Raw genomic sequence first — 18,864 nt, forward strand, 5'->3', positions numbered from 1 at the left:
TTCAAATTTTTGAACTAGATTTAATTGTTATTTCATATATTTGTTTTAGATTATAAACTTTAAATCTGTTTAATCTTATATAATCGAAAATATCAATTATATAATCTTTTATTCCTCTCCCCTTATATTGCATTTCCTCTAACTCAATTCTAGATAAATTATTCCATTCTTCTCTTGACTTACTGTCTTTTATTTTTCTTGAATATATAAAATTTGGACTATTTAGAACCATATGCATTGGGTGAATGTTTATAACCATAAGACCAGGCTTAGAAAAAAGCTCTTTATAAGCCTTATTGAAATCTAAATCACCATTATGATAAAGATAAGCACCATCTTCAAAATATACTGGAAATCTAATAATTCCAGATCTATGAACAAATGGATCTATACTTTCAGTAAATGTACATAGATTTGAATCATATAGAAAACCTTCGTTATATAAAATTTCAGTAATATCGTTGACATCAAAATACCTATGACAACGAAAACATATAGCTTTAGGAAGTATAGCTTTAGGAAGTATAGCTTTACAGTATTCTATAATTTCTTTATAAGAACTTCCTTGACTACTCCCCTTTAAAAAATTCGGATGTATTCCTACATCAATATTTCTTTTATTTATTATATTTACAATTAATGGACTTGAATGAGTTAAAAACATAGTCAATGGAATATTGTAATCTTTAACAATATCTAAAAACATTTCTAAAGCATCATCAGATGCCCAATCAATATCACAAGTAATACAAAATATTGGCTCATAATGCCATGGAAAATCTTTTTCTTTTAATAACATTTTTCTCCCTTCTTTATAGACTTAATTAGTAAACCTAATATATTATATTTAAAAAGTATAATTTGGTTTACTAAAAAACTCCCATACTTTTACGTATAGGAGTTTTTTTAATTTATTTATTTAATTTTACTTTTAATTTTTCTAACATATCTGTAGTCATGCTAGCTAAATCATATTTTGGATCCCAACCCCATTCTTCTCTTGCAGCAGAGTCATCAAGGGAGTTTGGCCATGATTCAGCAATTGATTGTCTTACAGGATCTACATCATAATCCATTTCAAATTCAGGGATATGTTTTTTAATTTCAGCAGCTATATCTTCTGGTTCAAAACTCATAGCTGAAATATTGAATGCATTTCTATGGATTAATTTGTCTGGATTTGCTTCCATTAAAGTAACAATTGAGTTCAATGCATCAGGCATGTACATCATATCCATATAAGTACCTTTGTCTATAAAGCTTGTATACTTTCCTTGTTTTATTGCATCATAATAAATATGAACAGCGTAGTCAGTTGTTCCTCCACCTGGCAATGTTGCATATGAAATAAGACCTGGGAAACGAACCCCTCTAGTATCTACACCAAATTTTTTGAAATAATAATCACATAGTACTTCTCCTGCTACCTTTGTAACACCATACATAGTTCCTGGACGCTGAATAGTATCTTGTGGTGTTTTGTCTTTTGGTGTTGAAGGTCCAAATGCTGCGATGGAACTAGGAGTAAATACTGAGCAATTTTCTTCTCTTGCTACTTCTAATACATTGTACAAGCCATTCATATTTATGTCCCATGCTTGTTGTGGCTTTTGTTCTCCTACAGCTGAAAGTAGAGCTGCTAAGTGAATGATAGTATTCACCTTATGTTTTTGTACTACTTCTGCCATTTGTTTTGCATTTGTAACTTCAACTATTTCAAATGGACCTGATTCAATTACTTCTTTTTGTTCTTCTTTTTTTCTTCTACTACTTGCAATAACATTATCTGTACCGTATATCTTTCTCAACTCAAGAGTCAGTTCAGATCCAATTTGACCAAGAGCTCCTGTAACTAATATTTTTCTCATTTACGAGCACCTCCAAATTATAGATAGTTACACAATTAACAACTTAATTATATCATACTTTCTCTATTTTAAAATATAATTTATCTTAATATTTAAAACAAACACCTATACCTTTGGGACCTAAATGGCCTCCTATAACTGGCCCTATTTCATCTATTGTTACTATAGCATTCGTACATCTCTCTTCAACAATCTTCTTGAACTCTAGTGCTTCTTCTTCGTTAAATATATGAGAAATGCTTATCCTCTTAGCATAGGAAGGTACTTTGTCTATAATCATATTTAAAGCTTTTTTCTTTCCTCTAACATTTTCTAACAATTGAAGCCTACCATCTTTTAATTCTATTATTGGCTTTATATTTAAAATTGTGCCAATTGCTGATTTTATATTACTTAGTCTCCCACCTCGTCTTAGATATTCTAATGTATCAACAGTAAGATATATCTCCATTTTTTCCTTTTGGGATTCAATAGATTGCACTATTTCTTCCATTTTTAGGCCTTTCTTTGCCATCATTACAGCATCTTCAACCAAAAATTTTAAATTTCCTACTGCTTGTTCTGTATCAATCACAGTTATCCTATCCTTATCAACCATTTCTTTTGCCATGAGAGCGCTATTAAAAGTCCCACTTAATTTTGAAGAAAAGGTTAAAACTAATACTTCGTCATAGTCAGTTAGAGCTTTTTCATATTCTTCAACAAAAGTACCTACTGATGGTTGAGATGTTGTTGGGAAGGATGTTGTTTTGCTTAACGTATCGAAGAATTCATCGAACTGTCCTGGAAAACCTTCCATTTTTGTTTCTCCGCCAAAAGTATAACTAAGCTGAACTACAGATATATCATTATCTTTAGCATATTCTTTAGTAATATAGCTTGTGCTATCAGTAATTATCTTTATTTTGCTCATAACCATACCCCCATATTGTAAATGGAGGATAATCCTCCATTTACTTAACTACTATATTATATATTTTTCCTGGTACATATATTTCTTTAATAATATTTTTTCCTTCAATATGGTTTCTGACTACTTCGTTTTTAAGAATCTTTTCTTTAACATCTTCCTTGCTATCATTAATAGATATCATTTCTTTTGCTCTAACTTTACCATTTACTTGAACTGCTATCTCTACTACATCCTCTACAGTTTTTTCTTCATCCCACTCTGGCCAAGTAGTATCATGTAGCATTCCACCTAATTCTAATCTGTCCCAAATCTCTTCAGTTATATGTGGTGCTACTGGATTTAACAATATTAAGAAAGTCTTCATCTCACTCTTATTAACTCTACCTAAGTCATTAAATTCATTTAATAATGACATCAAAGTTGCTATAGCTGTATTAAACTTCAAGGATTCATAGTCTTCAGATACCTTCTTTATTGCCTTATGGATACTAGTTTCTAACTCTTTTGTATAATTGTCTCCTTCAACAACTATATCTTGAAGTCTCCAAACTCTATCTAAGAATCTCTTACAACCTTTAACTCCATTTTCAGACCATGGCACACTTTTTTCAAAGTCACCTATAAACATTTCATATGTTCTTAAAGTATCTGCACCATATTCATTAACTATGTCATCAGGATTTATTACATTACCTCTTGATTTAGACATTTTTTCATTATTTCCACCCAAAATCATACCATGAGAAGTTCTCTTCTTATATGGTTCAGGACAATTAACAACTCCTATATCATATAAGAATTTATGCCAAAATCTTGAATATAGTAAGTGTAGAGTTGTATGTTCCATTCCTCCATTGTACCAATCAACAGGAAGCCAATAATCAAGTTCTTCCTTGCTTGCTATTTCATTTTCATTATGTGGATCTATATATCTTAGGAAGTACCATGATGACCCTGCCCATTGAGGCATTGTATCAGTTTCCCTTGTAGCTTTTCCACCACATTTAGGACAAGTAGTCTCTACCCAGTCTGTAATCTTAGCTAGTGGTGATTCTCCATTATCAGTTGGTTCATAGTTTTCAACTTCTGGTAACATTAATGGAAGTTCATTTTCTGGTATAGGTACCCAACCACATTTATCACAATAAACTAGAGGAATTGGTTCTCCCCAATATCTTTGGCGTGAAAACACCCAGTCTCTTAATTTATAATTAGTTTTTCTTTTACCTAATCCTTCTTCTTCTAACCAATTGCTTATTTTTTCCTTTGCCCTATCTACTTCCAACCCATCCAAGAAACCAGAATTTACTAATATACCAGTTTGAGTATCGGTATAAGCTTCCTCTTCTACGTTTCCTCCTCTTACCACTTCTACAATTGGTAAATTAAATTTCTTTGCAAATTCCCAATCTCTACTATCATGAGCTGGTACAGCCATTATTGCTCCTGTTCCATAACTCATAAGAACATAATCAGATGTCCAAATAGGTATTTCTTTACCTGTAGCTGGATTTATTGCTTTTAATCCACTTATCTCTACTCCCGTTTTTTCCTTAACTAATTCTGTTCTTTCAAAATCGGATTTTTTACTACTTGCCTCTTGATACCTTCTTATTTCTTCCATATTTGATATTCTATCACTATACTCATTGATAAGAGGATGTTCAGGAGATATTACCATATAAGTAGAACCAAAAAGTGTATCTGGACGTGTAGTAAATACCCTCAACTTTTTATCAGTACCACTTATTTGAAAATCCACTTCCATTCCCTTAGATCTACCAATCCAGTTTATTTGCTGCGCTTTAACTCTTTCTATATAATCAACCATTTCTAAGTCATTTATAAGTCTATCAGCGTATTCTGTAATTTTAAGCATCCATTGGTTTTTTACCTTATGAACTACTTCTCCTCCACAACGCTCACATACACCATTTACAACTTCTTCATTAGCTAATCCAACTTTACAAGATGTACACCAATTTATTGGCATCTCTTGCTTATATGCTAGGCCTTTTTCAAACATCTTTAAAAATATCCACTGAGTCCACTTATAATATCCAGGATCTGTTGTATTCATCTCCTTTGACCAATCAAAAGAAAAACCTATTGATTTAAGTTGACTCTTAAATCTAGCCACATTTTTTTCTGTAACTACTTTTGGATGTATTTTATTCTTAATAGCAAAATTTTCAGTTGGCAAACCAAAAGCATCCCAACCCATAGGATATAATACATTGTATCCTTGAAATCTTCTCTTCCTTGACACAACATCAAGAGCTGTATAAGGTCTTGGATGACCTACATGAAGACCTTGACCTGATGGATAAGGAAACTCTATTAATGCATAAAACTTTGGCTTTGACTTATCATTACTTGTTTTAAATACTTCTTTTTCATCCCAAATATCGTGCCACTTTTTTTCAATCTGCTTTGGATTATACTCTGTCATTTCATAACCTCCTTCAATTTTTTAAATAAAAAAACCTTCATCTCAAATATAGAGACGAAGGCAATCTTCGCGGTACCACACTAATTGGTAGACAATATATCTACCCACTCATAATTTTAACGGTTTCAACCGGCTAAGGCTACGTACAATTCACCTTAACAGCTCAAGGACGAGTTCAGCTTTACTTCTACTGCTTTTCACCAACCAGCAGCTCTCTGTATGAAGATGGGGCTTACTACTTCCTTTCAAAGCATTACTATTATATTACAAATTTCAATAAGTCAATTTGAAACGTATTATAACAGATATAAAATATTAAATCAAGGTACATTTATTAAAATTCAGCTGACCCTACAGTCCTTGGGAAAGGTATTACATCTCTAATATTACTCATACCAGTTATATACATAATAGCTCTTTCAAAACCTAAGCCAAATCCAGCATGTTTAGTACCACCATATTTTCTAAGCTCTAAATACCACCAATAGTTTTCCTTATCCATACCTAGTTCTTCTAATCTCTTTTCAAGTATATCTAATCTTTCTTCCCTTTGACTTCCCCCGATTATTTCTCCAACTCCTGGTACTAATAAGTCCATAGCTGCTACAGTCTTTCCATCATCATTTAATCTCATATAAAAAGCTTTTATATCCTTTGGATAATCAGTTACAAACACTGGTTTTTTAAATATTTTTTCAGTTATATATCTTTCATGCTCAGTTTGTAAGTCTATTCCCCATTTAACAGGATATTGGAATTTCTCTTTTGATTTTAAAAGTAATTCAACTGCTTCAGTATAAGTTATACGTTCAAAATCAGAATTTACTACATTATCAAGTCTATCAAATAAGCCTTTATCTACAAAAGAGTTGAAAAACTCCATTTCTTCCCTTGCATTTTCCATTACATAATTAATGATATACTTCATCATATCTTCTGCCAGTTCCATGTCATCTCTTAAATCAGCAAAAGCAATTTCTGGTTCCACCATCCAAAATTCTGCTGCATGTCTTGCTGTATTAGAATTTTCAGCTCTAAAAGTTGGCCCAAATGTGTATACATTTCTAAAAGCTAGTGCATAGGCTTCTGCTTCTAATTGTCCACTTACAGTTAAATTTGTCTCTTTTTCAAAGAAATCTTCACTAAAATCAATTTTATTGTCTTCATCAAGTGGTAATTTATTTAAATCTAATGTTGTAAGCCTAAACATTTCTCCAGCACCCTCAGCATCACTAGAAGTAATAATTGGGGTATGAACATAAACAAAGCCTCTCTCTTGGAAAAACTTGTGTATTGCATAGGCAACTAATGATCTTATTCTAAATACTGCTGAAAAAGCATTACTTCTTGGTCTTAAATGAGCTATAGTTCTTAAATATTCAAAACTATGTCTTTTCTTTTGAAGTGGAAAATCTGGTGAAGAATATCCCTCAACTTTTATATTTGTAGCTTTTATTTCAAAAGGCTGTTTTGCCTCTGGAGTAGGATCTAAAACTCCTTCTACCACTATAGACGAACTAATAGGTAATTTTGTTATTTCCTTAAAGTTATCTAACTTCTCATCAAAAACAACTTGAAGATTTTTAAAAAAAGTTCCATCATTAACTTCGATAAAACCAAAAGCTTTAGAGGATCTTAATGTTCTAATCCAACCTTCTATTCGTATTTCTTTATTTAAATATTTATCTGTCTCTCTAAAAATCTTTTTAATGTCTACCCTATCCATAAATATTCTCCTTTCTTAAAATCATTATTTTATTTCAAAAAAATAAAAGACCTTTCATCCTTATAAAGGGACGAAAGGTTCGTGGTACCACCCTAATTGCTATGTAAATAGCCACTCATTTTAGTACATTTCATACCTATCACTAATAACGGCGTGAATCCGTCTAAGCCTACTTTCACTTAAGATTTCGGTTAGAAACTCTAGGATGTTCTTCAGTATAAGTTAGGTATTGGTCTTACACTATCACCAACTCGCTAAAACTTCCCTTATACATACTCTTCCCTTCACTGTCTTTAACTTATTATTTACTATTATAGTTTTATTAATCCTTTTTGTCAAACAATTCTTTAAGTCTTTCACTAATTATCTTTTCATATCCATTGCTCGTAGGGTTATAATACTTTTTACCTATATATTCATCTGGTAAGTATTGTTGCTTTACATAGCTATTTGGGTAATCATGCGGGTATTTATACCCAATACCATGGCCAAATTTTTTTGCTCCCTTATAGCTAGCATCTTTTAAATATTTTGGAATATCGCCAATTTCATTATTTCTAATGTCTTCTAATGCACTATTAATTCCTACATATGAAGCATTACTCTTTGGTGCACAAGCCACATACACCGCCGCCTGAGCTAATGGAATTCTACCTTCAGGCATACCTATTATATCTATTGCCTTAAACGCAGATACAGCAATAGTAAGAGCTTGGGGATCAGCATTGCCTACATCTTCAGAAGCACATATGATAATACGCCTTGCTATAAACTTTAGGTCCTCCCCACCTTCAATCATCTTAGCTAACCAATAAAGTGTTGCATCTGGATCTGAACCTCTCATAGACTTAATAAATGCCGATACAGTATCATAGTGCTCATCTCCACTACTATCATACTTAATACCCTTAGTCTGAATGCAATCCTTAATTATATCACTATCTATATAAATAACTCCATCTTCACTCTTAGGAGTAGTTAGTACTGCTAATTCCAGCGCATTTAAAACAATTCTAGCATCACCATCACCAACAGTAATAAGACACTCAATAGCATCTTCGCTTACTTTTAAAAAATAATTTCCCAGTCCTTTTTCTTTATCAGTTAAAGCTTTATTAATAAGAACTTTTAAATCATCTCTAGTTAATGATTCAAGTCTAATAACTACAGATCTAGAAAGAAGAGCTTTATTAACTTCAAAATATGGATTTTCCGTAGTTGCTCCTATAAGTACTAGTATTCCCCTTTCAACAAAAGGTAATAGTGCATCTTGTTGAGATTTATTAAATCTATGAATTTCATCAATAAATAGTATAGTTCTATTTCCGTACAATTTTAACTCTTCTTCTGCATTTTCTGTTACTTTTCTAATATCCTTAACACCAGATGTAACTGCACTTAACTTCTCAAATTTCATCTTCGTTGTGTTAGCAATAATCATAGCTAAACTAGTCTTTCCTGTACCAGGAGGACCATAAAAAATCATAGATGCTAATCTATCGCCTACAATAGATCTTCTCAAAAACTTTCCATCACCTAATACATGCTCTTGTCCTACAAATTCCTCTAAAGTAGAAGGTCTCATTCTCTCAGCTAGGGGTGCATCTTTTTTCAATTGTCTTTCCATACTATATTCAAATAAATCCATTCAATCACCTTTTTTCTGTTTTTTAAATATTAACCAACTAGCTTAATTGCGGCAACCATTCTTTCCTTAGTTCCTTTTTCTTTTCTATAAGAATAAAATTTATCAACATTACAACTTGTGCAGATTCTACTTACAGTTATATTCTCCTTTGGTACTCCATTAAATATAAGTATATTTTTATTTGCCTGCCATAAATTTAAATACCACTTATCATTGCCTTTACTGTAGAACACTTTATTTAATGGAAATGGGACTCTACAGTGTAAAGTCCCTACTCTTCATCTAATAATTTCTTCAATTCATCCATAAAAGTATTAATATCTTTAAATTGTCTGTATACAGAAGCAAATCTCACATAGGATACTTCATCAATATTCTTTAAATAATCCATTACCATTTCACCTATATGCTGGCTTGTTACTTCCTTTTCCATTGAATTGTATAATGTTTTTTCAATATTATTTACTATTTCTTCGATAGTTTTTATTGACACTGGACGTTTTTCACAAGCCTTCATAATACCATTAAGGAGTTTATTTCTATTGTAAGTTTGTCTATTACCATCCTTTTTTACAACAATTAGGGGTATTTCTTCTATCTTTTCATAAGTTGTAAATCTCTTATTACATTTAACACATTCTCTCCTTCTTCTAATAGCCTGTCCTTCATCAGTAGGTCTAGAATCAATAACTTTAGTCTCATAATAATCACAAAAAGGACACTTCATCATCTCACCCCTTCTAGAAAGTATATATATAGGTATTATAATATATAGTTTATAAATTGTCTAACAATAACTTATTCATCTCCCTTAAGATCTATTAGTATAATATCAGTTCCTATCTTAATAATATCCTTCCATTCAATTACAAAATCTTGATTTTTACTAAATAAACTAAATAATTTCCCTGGACTAGGTATAATAATAGCCCTTACTATTCCAGCAGTTAAATCCAATTCAACATCATCGATAATTCCAACTATAGATCCATCTCTTACATTTACAACTTCTTTTTCCTTTAATTCAGATATTTTAACCATTACCTCACCACCTAATTTTGTACTTAGTTTATATATATTTTTAACACTGATGAAAATATTACTAATATGGTAAGGTAATGGTTTTATTTATATCAGTTTTTTCATATGTTTTAAGGCATTTTTTTCAAGTCTTGAAACTTGAGCCTGTGATATACCTATTTCTTCTGCTACTTCCATTTGAGTTTTTCCTTCAAAAAACCTTAAATTAAGTATATGTTGCTCTCTTTCATTTAATTTATCTAATGCTTCTCTAAGTGCTATTTCTTGTAACCAGACCTCATCTTCACTTTTTTCATCTTTTACTTGATCCATTACATATATAGCATCACCACTATCATGATATATTGGCTCAAATAGCGATATCGGCTCTTGTATAGAATCTAATGCAAAAACCACATCTTCCTTTGGCATATTTAATTCTTCAGCTATTTCTGTAATAGTAGGTTCTTTTGAATTTTTATTGATAAATTGATCTCTAGCTTGTAATGCTCTGTATGCAATATCCCTAAGAGATCTACTTACCCTTATAGAATTATTGTCCCTTAAATACCTTCTTATTTCTCCTATTATCATAGGAACTGCATAAGTGGAAAATCTAACATTTTGACTTAAATCAAAATTATCAATTGCCTTTATAAGCCCAATACAACCAACTTGAAAAAGATCATCTACATGTTCTCCTCTTTTATTAAATCTCTGAATTATACTTAACACCAATCTAAGATTGCCGTTAATAAACTCCTCCCTTGCCTTCATATCACCTTTTTTAATTTTTACAAATAATGCTTGCATTTGGGCATTAGTTAAAACAGGTAATTTAGATGTGTTAACACCACAAATTTCCACTTTATTGTTTCGCATTAATCCTTCATTCCTTTCGCGATTTTTTGCCCCTTTTGTAATAAAATTATTACCTTTAATCTATTTTTTATTCAATATAAGAATAAATACTAAGTAAAAAGCTACTAGAACTATCTAGTAGCTAAACCATTTTACTCATTTCTTTTTTAAGTCTTTTTATGATTCTCTTTTCAAGTCTAGATATATAAGATTGAGAAATACCCAATATATCTGCAACTTCCTTTTGCGTTTTTTCATTTCCATTTTTTAAACCAAATCTTAATTCAACTATTTTTTGTTCCCTTCCTGATAATTTATCTATAGCTTGGTTCAGAAGTTCTTTATCTACTTCTTCCTCTAAATACTTAAAAACAGTATCACTATCAGTTCCTAATATATCAGACAATAGCAATTCATTTCCATCCCAATCCACATTCAATGGTTCATCAAAAGATATTTCACCTTTATATTTGCTACTTCTTCTTAAATACATTAGTATTTCATTCTCAATACATTTAGAAGCATATGTTGCTAGTTTGATATTCTTATCTGGATTGAAAGTATTTACTGCCTTAATAAGACCTATAGTTCCAATAGATATTAGATCTTCTACCAATACACCTGTGTTTTCAAATTTTCTAGCTATATAGACAACTAGTCTCAAATTTCTCTCTATCAGTACACCTTTAACAGATTCATCTTCTCTAAGCTTAGAAATTAGAGATATTTCTTCTTCTGGCTTTAATGGTGGAGGCAATACTTCTCCACTTCCAATATAGAATATTTCTTTAAAAATTCCAACTTTACTACCTAACTTAAATAATACCGAACTTATTTTTAATCTTATCTTTATAATTCCCTTCATATTCTCGCCTTCCTCTTAATATAAAATTTCAGGATGGAGTAAGCATTTATATTTATCATCTGCGGACAATTTATCATTGTAAATACCTACTACCACATCTTCTCTTACCTTTTTATCAAACTTCTCATCGTTAATAGATATTTCATCAGGTTTAAAACCTATTAACATTCCATTAGACTTACCCAAAGATTTAAAAGGAATAATTCTTAATTTAACTTCGTCACTTATTTCAAACATAACTTCTGCAACAGTATCTAATTGTATATCTCCATCGATAGTAAAAAGCTTTTCAATCTTTTGAGGTAAAATATCTTTAATTGCAAAATATTCTACTATCATAACAGGCTTTTGAGTTAAAGGTTCTTTCAGTGAATTTCCTGTATCAACTAAGGCATCCAATTGAACTTTTTTCTCGTTCAAATTAATGGTTACCTTTGTCAATATATCTTTTTTCCCTAGTTTAACCTGTATAAAATTAATAAAATACTTTGCCAAAACAATCGAAATAACTACAGCTAATACCAATATCTCTACTGGAAAATCCACAATATAAAAGTTTCCATTAGATATACCTGAATCTGATTTTAAAAAATAAAAAAGTCCTAAGCTAGCACCTGCAAATAAAAAAGATGTTACATAAAAAATTATTATCAGCTTTAAAAATGTCCCTAATTTTTCTGGATTAAATGCCAATACTATTATTAATACAGATATAGAAATCTTGATGCTAAACTTTGTCATGAAATGAAGTGAAGGGAAAAAAAATACTAATGTATATAGTGAACTTATAACTGCAGATAATAGCATCCTTAATTTTGTAGTGTCAGTTCTACTAATTTTTTTAGTAACATATAGTATAATATAGTTAATAATTGCATTCTCTAATATTAAGTATTCTACATAGACATACAAAAATAACCCCCCTTTTTTTAATTCATCTACTTTACTTTTATTCATAGTAATTCTGATTTATGTCTATTATATAATATAATTCTAGAAAATTTTGTCATTTCTTATATGTAAAAAAACGTTTCTTATTGATTAAAGAAACGTTTTTTGTCAAATATATTATTTTTTTATCTATCTTTTTTTCTTAAAAAAGTTGGAATATCTAAATCTTCTATGTCAAATTTAGTACTAGCCACTTCTTCCCTAGCTTTTAATCTATCTTCACTTTCAGTTTTTTGAGATTTTTCGAAAACTCTACTAGGTCTTTTCTCTCCAAAACCTGTAGCTATAACAGTTATCTTTATCTCATCTTTTAGATTTTCATCAATACCTGCTCCAAAGATAATATTCGCATCTTGATCTACCGCTTGTCTAATCAAATCAGCAGCTTCATTTACTTCAAATATACCTAAGTCACCACCACCGGTAATATTTAATAGTACTGCCTTAGCCCCTTCAATAGAAGTCTCCAATAGAGGACTTTGAATAGCTTGTCTTGCAGCATCTTGTGATCTATTTTCACCAGATGCAGTTCCTATACCCATATGAGCAATACCTTGATCTTTCATAATAGTCTTAACGTCAGCAAAATCTAAATTAATAAGTGCAGGAACTGCTATTAAATCAGAAATACCCTGAATACCTTGTTTTAAAACTTCATCTGCCATTAAGAAAGCTTCTACTATAGTGGTTCTCTTTTCTGCTACTTGTAATAATCTATCATTAGGTATAGTAACTAATGTATCAACTTTTTCTTTTAACTCTTCTATACCCATTTCAGCATGAACCATCCTTCTCTTTCCTTCAAAAGTAAATGGTTTAGTAACTACACCAACAGTTAAAATTCCATTTTCCTTTGCTACTTCAGCAACTACTGGCGCAGCTCCTGTACCTGTGCCCCCGCCCATTCCAGCAGTAATAAAAATCATATCAGCACCTTTAAGGGCATCTGAAATTTCGTTCTTGCTTTCTTCAGCCGCTTTCATACCTATTTCTGGATTAGCACCGGCACCCAATCCTTTAGTAAGTTTTTCTCCTATTTGCAGTTTAACTTCTGCTTTAGACGAATGCAATGCTTGTCTGTCGGTATTAACAGCTATAAATTCAACGCCTTTTACTCCTGATTCAATCATTCTGTTAATAGCATTGTTTCCTCCTCCACCAACACCAATAACCTTAATATGTGCGAATTGTTCCATTTCTACATCAAAGTCAAACACATTACTGACCTCCTTCACTATTAGCTAAAATTATTCCTCCCATATTTCTATAATAATATGTTATTACCAAAACTTTTGTTATTATTTTATATTTTATCACATTATTATATTCGACATAGCATTTGAATTCCCTTTTTAATTGAATAATTAATTAATATAAAAATTCGACTTTCCAACTTTTATATTAATTAAAATACCTCATCCACCCCCCGTTAAAACTATTGTTAAAATATTCTACTAAAATACTACTTTTTCGTCAGTTTTTTGTTTAACAATAATCTTCTTATTGTTGCAAAGTTTTCAAATAACCTTCCACCAAAAGTAAATATAGCAGCATAATACAATGGAACTCCTAGTCTATCACCCATATATGCTAAAAAAGCAGCTAATATTGCATTACCAAAAAAACCAGATACAAATATTTTGGCATCAAATTTATCTTCTAAATTTGCTCTTATACCTCCAAATACTGAGTCAAGACAAGCTAATATAGCAACAGAAACATAAAGTGCATAAGTAGGACTATAAGTTACAGGTAAAAGTAGCCCTATAACTACACCTATTAAAGTACCAATAATTGCGAAAAACATATTAATCACCCTCTTTTATAGGATTTGCATTTCTAAATATAAAATTTCCAGAATATGATGAAATCTTAATTTTATCCTCAATACTTGTTTCTATGTTTATTTGATATAAGTTTTTTAATTTATATCCATAAGTACTAGGAGCATTCACAGATGCATAAAGTGTTTTAGGATTACCAATTGCTTTAATTACGAAAGGAGTTGCCAAACTTTTACCATTGATTTTTATATTAGGACCACCACATTTTATCTCTGACATTGGCATGATTCTTTGCCCATTAATACTGATAGCTTCAGCTCCTGCGATCCTTAAATCATTTAAAATATTTAAAATATCTATATCATGAATCACATCATCACTTATATCATAACCTACAATCTCTGCCGCTTGATTGTCCTGCATTACAATAACTATTCCTGGGCCTTCCATATCGCAAAATCCAGAAGCAACCTTGGTCTTATATAATTCTTCATTTAAGATGCTATATGCACTACTTTCATCTTTTGTATCCTCAATGCGCTTTATTTCATCTTTCTTTTCTTCAATGAGTATTCCTATATCTTCTATCTCTTTTGTAATATTTGCAATTTCATTTTTTGATACTTGAATTGTTCTCAATGTAACTAGATTATAGCTTTCTACATTTTGTTTCAATTGAATAATGACCATAAATCCTAATAAAATGCTAAAAGTTAACAATATAATATTAACCTTTTTAACTTTTTCCATATCCATCCCCCTAAGGTTAATTGACTAATTCAGGTACTGGCTTGGCGAAAGTGAATTCTTTTATCTTTCTATATTTAGGGATATTGATGCTTTTCTCCTGTCTAAGTTGAACAATATAATCAGTATAATATTCTAAATGCCATAATATACCACCCTTTAAAGATAGAGATGACTCTAATAATGATGAATCACCTATTGCTTTAATGACTATAGGTGGACCTACTGATACTCCATTTATCTCAATATGATTACCCGCTCTAACTATTTCAGTATAAGAAGTATATCTTTGATCATTAATTGAAATAGCCTCAGCCTCAGAAGCATTTAATACGCTAATAATCTGTAAAATCATATCTAATTCATCTACAATACTAGACTCTTCACCAAATTGAATATCCATAGGTGGATCATTAATTTCTAAAACTATACCAGGACCTTCAACATCTAGATTCCCAGCAAACATTCTATACTTCTCTAAGTCCTTATAAAGATTTTCAGTATAGATATTCTTATCTGCCTCTCCTTTTTCATATAGTTTAATTTTGCCTTCTAATTCATCAAGCTCCTTTTTAAGGGCTTCTCTTTCATCTTGAAGTTTCTTCAATTCAGAAGCTAACTGTTGAGCTCTCTGAGTAGGCAATAACCCTTCTCCCACAGTTTTATTTACAGTTTTTATTTGAATAGCTACTATAATTCCTAAAAAAACACAAATAATCATTATAGCTATCTGCCCTTTGTTATTTTTCATTTAAATCCCCCTAATTATTATCTATAACGATAACAGGATTATCTCCTCTATTTAAATAAATATATTTACAAAGAATATTTTTTTCTTCTACATCTTTTAATATTTCATTAATATAGCTTAATTTATATTCTACATTATTTAAGGGCCCAAAATCAACAATAATACCATCATTAAGTTGAATAGTAATATCCTCCATGTCAGAAAAGTCCATTTGACCCATTTTTTCTAGTAATTTTAGCTTAATACTTATATCCACAAAGTCCAACACATCATCAATGTACTTACTTTGATTGCTTGTAATCTTATCACCTATTATATGACTATCTGTACTTATACCCTTAATGATGGGGATTTTCTCATCTTTTGATAAAGGTTCAATCTTTAATACAAAACCTTCCTCATCTAAATAGATACCAGAACTTGCATATACAAGAATAACCCTCTCTTGTCTTTCTGTAATATCTACTATCAATTTATTAGGAATCCTTCTTTTTATAATTGATGTTTTAATATATGGGTGTTTTTGTAAGTTGTTTATCATATCTTTTTTATTTACTCTAAAGATATTTTCACCATTAGGATTTCCAATTGCCTTAACAACTTTATCTGTAGTTACTTTTTTGTTGCCATGAACTTCAATCTTTGAAATGGTGAATAATGAAGTTTTAAAAGCTACTATGAAAAAAATCACCATAACTAATAATAGAGTGAAAAATAATACTCTCCTTCTCTTCCGTTTGATTTTTCTATTGACTTTTTTTATATCATTCATATATACACCACCTAAAAGCTTGTCCTTATATTATATATTAAAAGCAGCAATTCGCTGCTAATCTACTTTTTTAATATCCGCTCCCAATTCTTTTAATTTTAAATCAAAATCTTCGTATCCTCTTTCAATATGATGGATATTATCTACCTCAGTACTACCTTTTGCAGCAAGGCCTGCTAACACGAGACTTGCTCCTCCCCTTAAGTCTTTAGACTTAACCTTCGCACCTGTTAACTCTTTTACACCTTTAATTACTGCAACTCTTCCAATGATCTTTATATTTGCTCCCATCCTAGTTAATTCTTCAGCATGCTTAAACCTATTTTCAAATACAGTTTCAGAAATGATACTTGTACCATTTGCTATACTTAATAATGCCATCATTTGTGCTTGCATATCTGTTGGAAATCCAGGATATGGTAACGTCTGAATCATTTCAATTGAATTCACCTTTCTAGGTCCTACAATTTTAATAGATGAAGAATCGTTATATATTAGAGATCCAGATTCTCTTAACTTTGCAGTTATAGCTTGAAGATGATCTGTCTCAATATTTTTTATAACTACTTCTCCTCCAGTAATTGCTGAAGCTACCATAAATGTTCCTGCTTCTATTCTGTCTGAAATCACAGTATGTTTGACATCATTAAATTTTTCTACCCCTTCAATTTTTATAATACTAGTTCCCGCACCAGATACTCTTGCACCACATTTGTTTAAATAATTTTGTAACTCTACTATCTCTGGCTCTCTAGCCGCATTGCGTATAATAGTAGTCCCTTCCGCAAACACAGCTGCTAATATGGTGTTCTCCGTTGCACCAACACTTGGATAGTCTAACTGAATATCACAGCCTTTTAAACCATCTGTTTTACAATGTAAAAATCCATGGGATTCTTCAATTTCTGTACCTAAATCTTTTAGGGCTTTTAAATGTAAATCAATTGGTCTAGGCCCGATTTCACATCCGCCTGGATAACTAATTAAAACTTCTTTACATCTTGAAAGCATAGCTCCCATAAGTATAATAGAGGAACGCATTTCTCTAACTAAATCATCTGGTATAATAAAACTATTTAATGGCCTTGAATCTACATACATTATATTGTCTATTTTTTCAACTATACAGCCAACAGAAATAAGTATTTTTTTCATTATTTCTACATCTCTTAAATTAGGAGTATTATATATTGTACTTTGATTGTTTCCTATAACTGTAGCTGCTAGTATAGGCAATACTGCATTTTTTGCACCAAAAATACTGACTTCGCCTGTTAATCTTTTATCTCCATTAATAATATACTTTCCCATTCTCACACCTCCAGAATATGCAACAGCTTATGTAAGCCTATGTATATATATTTATATAGTATGCATATTCTAAAAAAGGTGTTACTATTAATTATCTTACTAAAGAATCTATAATATCTACTATATCATTTACAGCCTTTATTTTACCTAAACTTTTACTTTTTTTTGCCATAGTCTTAAGTTTATTGCTATCTTTTAATAGTTTTAATATTGTATCATTTAGTACCTTTCCACTTAAGTCCTTCTCTAAAATCATAACACCTGCACCTTTTTCTTGTAATGCCCTAGCATTGTATTCTTGATGATTTTCAGCTGTATAAGCTTTTGGTATTATAATACTTGGTACTCCTACAACAGTTACCTCTGCAAGTGTTATAGCACCAGCACTAGTAATAACTAAATCTGCAATATTTAAAGCATCAGGGATATTGAAAAGGTATGGTATTATCTGTATATTGCTTTTGAGTTTAATACCACTACTATTCATATCTTCTATAAAACTTTCAAAAAATCTCTTTCCTGTTACATGAAGAATTTGAATATTTGGGTTATTGGCATTTTCTTTTATAACATATGCCATACTTTCATTTAATCTCTTTTGTCCTCCACTTCCTCCAAAAGAAAGTATCATAGGGATATTAGGGTCTATATTGAGGCTTTTGTAAGCTTTTTCTATATTTACAGTAGCTAAACTCTTTCTAACTGGATTCCCTGTTAAGATAACTTTCTCAGGGTACTTAAAATATTTCTTTGACTCTTCGAAACTTGCAGCAATCTTATCAACATATCTAGAAAGGATTTTATTTGTAATGCCAGGAAAAGCATTTTGTTCATGAATGATGGTAGGTGTTTTTTTTCTGCTAGCCATATATACTACTGGGCCACAAACATATCCACCAGTACCTATAACTACATCTGGACGAAATTCTTTAATTATTTTTTTTGCATCATTAAGTCCTAAGAATAATTCTTTTATTGTTGAAAATGCTTCTATGGAAATTTTCCTAGGAAATCCTTTAACTCTAATAGTTTTAAAATCAAATCCTTCTTTTGGAACTAATTCACTTTCCAAGCCTTTCTCCGTTCCAACATACAATATATCTGCATCACTGTATCTTTCTTTAATCTCATTGGCAATGGCTAGTGCAGGATAAATATGTCCACCTGTCCCTCCACCGGTTATCATAAATTTCAT

Annotated in this window: 19 protein-coding genes and 2 other annotated features; all 19 genes read right to left on the reverse strand. The window is 30.8% G+C overall.

Annotated elements, in window-relative coordinates; translation table 11 throughout:
* Position 1: 1 nt before the first annotated feature.
* The 19 genes from BQ9840_RS02680 to murG all read right to left on the reverse strand — a co-directional run bounded on the left by BQ9840_RS02680 (position 2) and on the right by murG (position 18,864).
* A complete protein-coding gene (locus BQ9840_RS02680; protein ID WP_077367793.1) occupies positions 2-799 on the reverse strand; it encodes a polysaccharide deacetylase WbmS family protein in 798 nt (265 codons plus the stop codon).
* Positions 800-911: 112 nt separating this feature from the next.
* Entirely contained in the window at positions 912-1,868 is a 957-nt protein-coding gene (locus tag BQ9840_RS02685) for an L-threonine 3-dehydrogenase (RefSeq protein ID WP_077367795.1), read from the reverse strand.
* An 85-nt stretch (positions 1,869-1,953) separates the two neighbouring features.
* Positions 1,954-2,781 carry a DegV family protein gene (locus tag BQ9840_RS02690; RefSeq protein ID WP_077367797.1) on the reverse strand — a complete coding sequence of 276 codons (828 nt, stop codon included), beginning with the start codon at positions 2,779-2,781 and terminating at the stop codon, positions 1,954-1,956.
* 40 nt (positions 2,782-2,821) lie between these two features.
* Positions 2,822-5,233, reverse strand: coding sequence for a leucine--tRNA ligase (leuS, locus tag BQ9840_RS02695; RefSeq protein WP_077367799.1), 2,412 nt, complete (start codon positions 5,231-5,233; stop codon positions 2,822-2,824).
* Between the two features lie 47 nt (positions 5,234-5,280).
* Positions 5,281-5,491, reverse strand: a binding site (T-box leader).
* 76 nt (positions 5,492-5,567) lie between these two features.
* Positions 5,568-6,959, reverse strand: coding sequence for an asparagine--tRNA ligase (gene asnS / locus BQ9840_RS02700; RefSeq protein WP_077367801.1), 1,392 nt, complete (start codon positions 6,957-6,959; stop codon positions 5,568-5,570).
* 63 nt (positions 6,960-7,022) lie between these two features.
* Positions 7,023-7,256: a binding site (T-box leader), on the reverse strand.
* 25 nt (positions 7,257-7,281) lie between these two features.
* A complete protein-coding gene (locus BQ9840_RS02705) occupies positions 7,282-8,607 on the reverse strand; it encodes a replication-associated recombination protein A (protein ID WP_077367803.1) in 1,326 nt (441 codons plus the stop codon).
* A gap of 29 nt (positions 8,608-8,636) precedes the next feature.
* Entirely contained in the window at positions 8,637-8,840 is a 204-nt protein-coding gene (locus BQ9840_RS02710) for a laccase domain-containing protein (protein ID WP_077367805.1), read from the reverse strand.
* 38 nt (positions 8,841-8,878) lie between these two features.
* Entirely contained in the window at positions 8,879-9,334 is a 456-nt protein-coding gene (nrdR, locus tag BQ9840_RS02715; protein ID WP_077367807.1) for a transcriptional regulator NrdR, read from the reverse strand.
* A gap of 71 nt (positions 9,335-9,405) precedes the next feature.
* A complete protein-coding gene (locus tag BQ9840_RS02720; RefSeq protein WP_077367809.1) occupies positions 9,406-9,648 on the reverse strand; it encodes a YlmC/YmxH family sporulation protein in 243 nt (80 codons plus the stop codon).
* A gap of 87 nt (positions 9,649-9,735) precedes the next feature.
* A complete protein-coding gene (sigG, locus tag BQ9840_RS02725) occupies positions 9,736-10,509 on the reverse strand; it encodes an RNA polymerase sporulation sigma factor SigG (RefSeq protein WP_077367811.1) in 774 nt (257 codons plus the stop codon).
* Positions 10,510-10,630: 121 nt separating this feature from the next.
* A complete protein-coding gene (gene sigE, locus BQ9840_RS02730; RefSeq protein WP_077367813.1) occupies positions 10,631-11,353 on the reverse strand; it encodes an RNA polymerase sporulation sigma factor SigE in 723 nt (240 codons plus the stop codon).
* A gap of 15 nt (positions 11,354-11,368) precedes the next feature.
* The gene (spoIIGA, locus tag BQ9840_RS02735) at positions 11,369-12,265 is read right to left on the reverse strand and encodes a sigma-E processing peptidase SpoIIGA (protein ID WP_200804854.1); all 897 of its coding nucleotides are present in this window, start codon (positions 12,263-12,265) and stop codon (positions 11,369-11,371) included.
* Positions 12,266-12,429: 164 nt separating this feature from the next.
* Positions 12,430-13,500, reverse strand: a complete 1,071-nt coding sequence (gene ftsZ / locus BQ9840_RS02740; RefSeq protein WP_369800214.1) for a cell division protein FtsZ — start codon at positions 13,498-13,500, stop codon at positions 12,430-12,432.
* 266 nt (positions 13,501-13,766) lie between these two features.
* The gene (locus BQ9840_RS02745; RefSeq protein WP_077367819.1) at positions 13,767-14,111 is read right to left on the reverse strand and encodes a small basic family protein; all 345 of its coding nucleotides are present in this window, start codon (positions 14,109-14,111) and stop codon (positions 13,767-13,769) included.
* A gap of 1 nt (position 14,112) precedes the next feature.
* Positions 14,113-14,838 carry a DUF881 domain-containing protein gene (locus BQ9840_RS02750; RefSeq protein WP_159436063.1) on the reverse strand — a complete coding sequence of 242 codons (726 nt, stop codon included), beginning with the start codon at positions 14,836-14,838 and terminating at the stop codon, positions 14,113-14,115.
* A 16-nt stretch (positions 14,839-14,854) separates the two neighbouring features.
* On the reverse strand, positions 14,855-15,586 hold the full coding sequence (locus tag BQ9840_RS02755) for a DUF881 domain-containing protein (protein ID WP_077367823.1): 732 nt from the start codon (positions 15,584-15,586) through the stop codon (positions 14,855-14,857).
* 10 nt (positions 15,587-15,596) lie between these two features.
* The gene (locus tag BQ9840_RS02760) at positions 15,597-16,358 is read right to left on the reverse strand and encodes a cell division protein FtsQ/DivIB (RefSeq protein WP_077367825.1); all 762 of its coding nucleotides are present in this window, start codon (positions 16,356-16,358) and stop codon (positions 15,597-15,599) included.
* A gap of 57 nt (positions 16,359-16,415) precedes the next feature.
* Complete coding sequence (gene murA / locus BQ9840_RS02765; protein WP_077367827.1) at positions 16,416-17,669, reverse strand: UDP-N-acetylglucosamine 1-carboxyvinyltransferase; 1,254 nt, start codon at positions 17,667-17,669, stop codon at positions 16,416-16,418.
* Between the two features lie 91 nt (positions 17,670-17,760).
* Positions 17,761-18,864 carry an undecaprenyldiphospho-muramoylpentapeptide beta-N-acetylglucosaminyltransferase gene (murG, locus tag BQ9840_RS02770; protein ID WP_077367829.1) on the reverse strand — a complete coding sequence of 368 codons (1,104 nt, stop codon included), beginning with the start codon at positions 18,862-18,864 and terminating at the stop codon, positions 17,761-17,763.

The sequence above is a fragment of the Anaerosalibacter sp. Marseille-P3206 genome, assembly GCF_900155565.1.
Taxonomy (GTDB): Bacteria; Bacillota; Clostridia; order Tissierellales; family Sporanaerobacteraceae; genus FUHM01.

Coding starts and splice junctions, on each gene's coding strand:
- murG (WP_077367829.1), bottom strand. CDS start 18,864: ATGAAATTTATGATAACCGGTGGAGGGACAGGTGGACATATTTATCCT.
- BQ9840_RS02685 (WP_077367795.1), bottom strand. CDS start 1,868: ATGAGAAAAATATTAGTTACAGGAGCTCTTGGTCAAATTGGATCTGAA.
- BQ9840_RS02720 (WP_077367809.1), bottom strand. CDS start 9,648: ATGGTTAAAATATCTGAATTAAAGGAAAAAGAAGTTGTAAATGTAAGA.
- BQ9840_RS02755 (WP_077367823.1), bottom strand. CDS start 15,586: ATGAAAAATAACAAAGGGCAGATAGCTATAATGATTATTTGTGTTTTT.
- asnS (WP_077367801.1), bottom strand. CDS start 6,959: ATGGATAGGGTAGACATTAAAAAGATTTTTAGAGAGACAGATAAATAT.
- BQ9840_RS02680 (WP_077367793.1), bottom strand. CDS start 799: ATGTTATTAAAAGAAAAAGATTTTCCATGGCATTATGAGCCAATATTT.
- nrdR (WP_077367807.1), bottom strand. CDS start 9,334: ATGAAGTGTCCTTTTTGTGATTATTATGAGACTAAAGTTATTGATTCT.
- sigE (WP_077367813.1), bottom strand. CDS start 11,353: ATGAAGGGAATTATAAAGATAAGATTAAAAATAAGTTCGGTATTATTT.
- BQ9840_RS02690 (WP_077367797.1), bottom strand. CDS start 2,781: ATGAGCAAAATAAAGATAATTACTGATAGCACAAGCTATATTACTAAA.
- ftsZ (WP_369800214.1), bottom strand. CDS start 13,500: ATGGAACAATTCGCACATATTAAGGTTATTGGTGTTGGTGGAGGAGGA.
- leuS (WP_077367799.1), bottom strand. CDS start 5,233: ATGACAGAGTATAATCCAAAGCAGATTGAAAAAAAGTGGCACGATATT.
- BQ9840_RS02750 (WP_159436063.1), bottom strand. CDS start 14,838: ATGGAAAAAGTTAAAAAGGTTAATATTATATTGTTAACTTTTAGCATT.
- BQ9840_RS02745 (WP_077367819.1), bottom strand. CDS start 14,111: ATGTTTTTCGCAATTATTGGTACTTTAATAGGTGTAGTTATAGGGCTA.
- BQ9840_RS02760 (WP_077367825.1), bottom strand. CDS start 16,358: ATGAATGATATAAAAAAAGTCAATAGAAAAATCAAACGGAAGAGAAGG.
- sigG (WP_077367811.1), bottom strand. CDS start 10,509: ATGCGAAACAATAAAGTGGAAATTTGTGGTGTTAACACATCTAAATTA.
- BQ9840_RS02705 (WP_077367803.1), bottom strand. CDS start 8,607: ATGGATTTATTTGAATATAGTATGGAAAGACAATTGAAAAAAGATGCA.
- murA (WP_077367827.1), bottom strand. CDS start 17,669: ATGGGAAAGTATATTATTAATGGAGATAAAAGATTAACAGGCGAAGTC.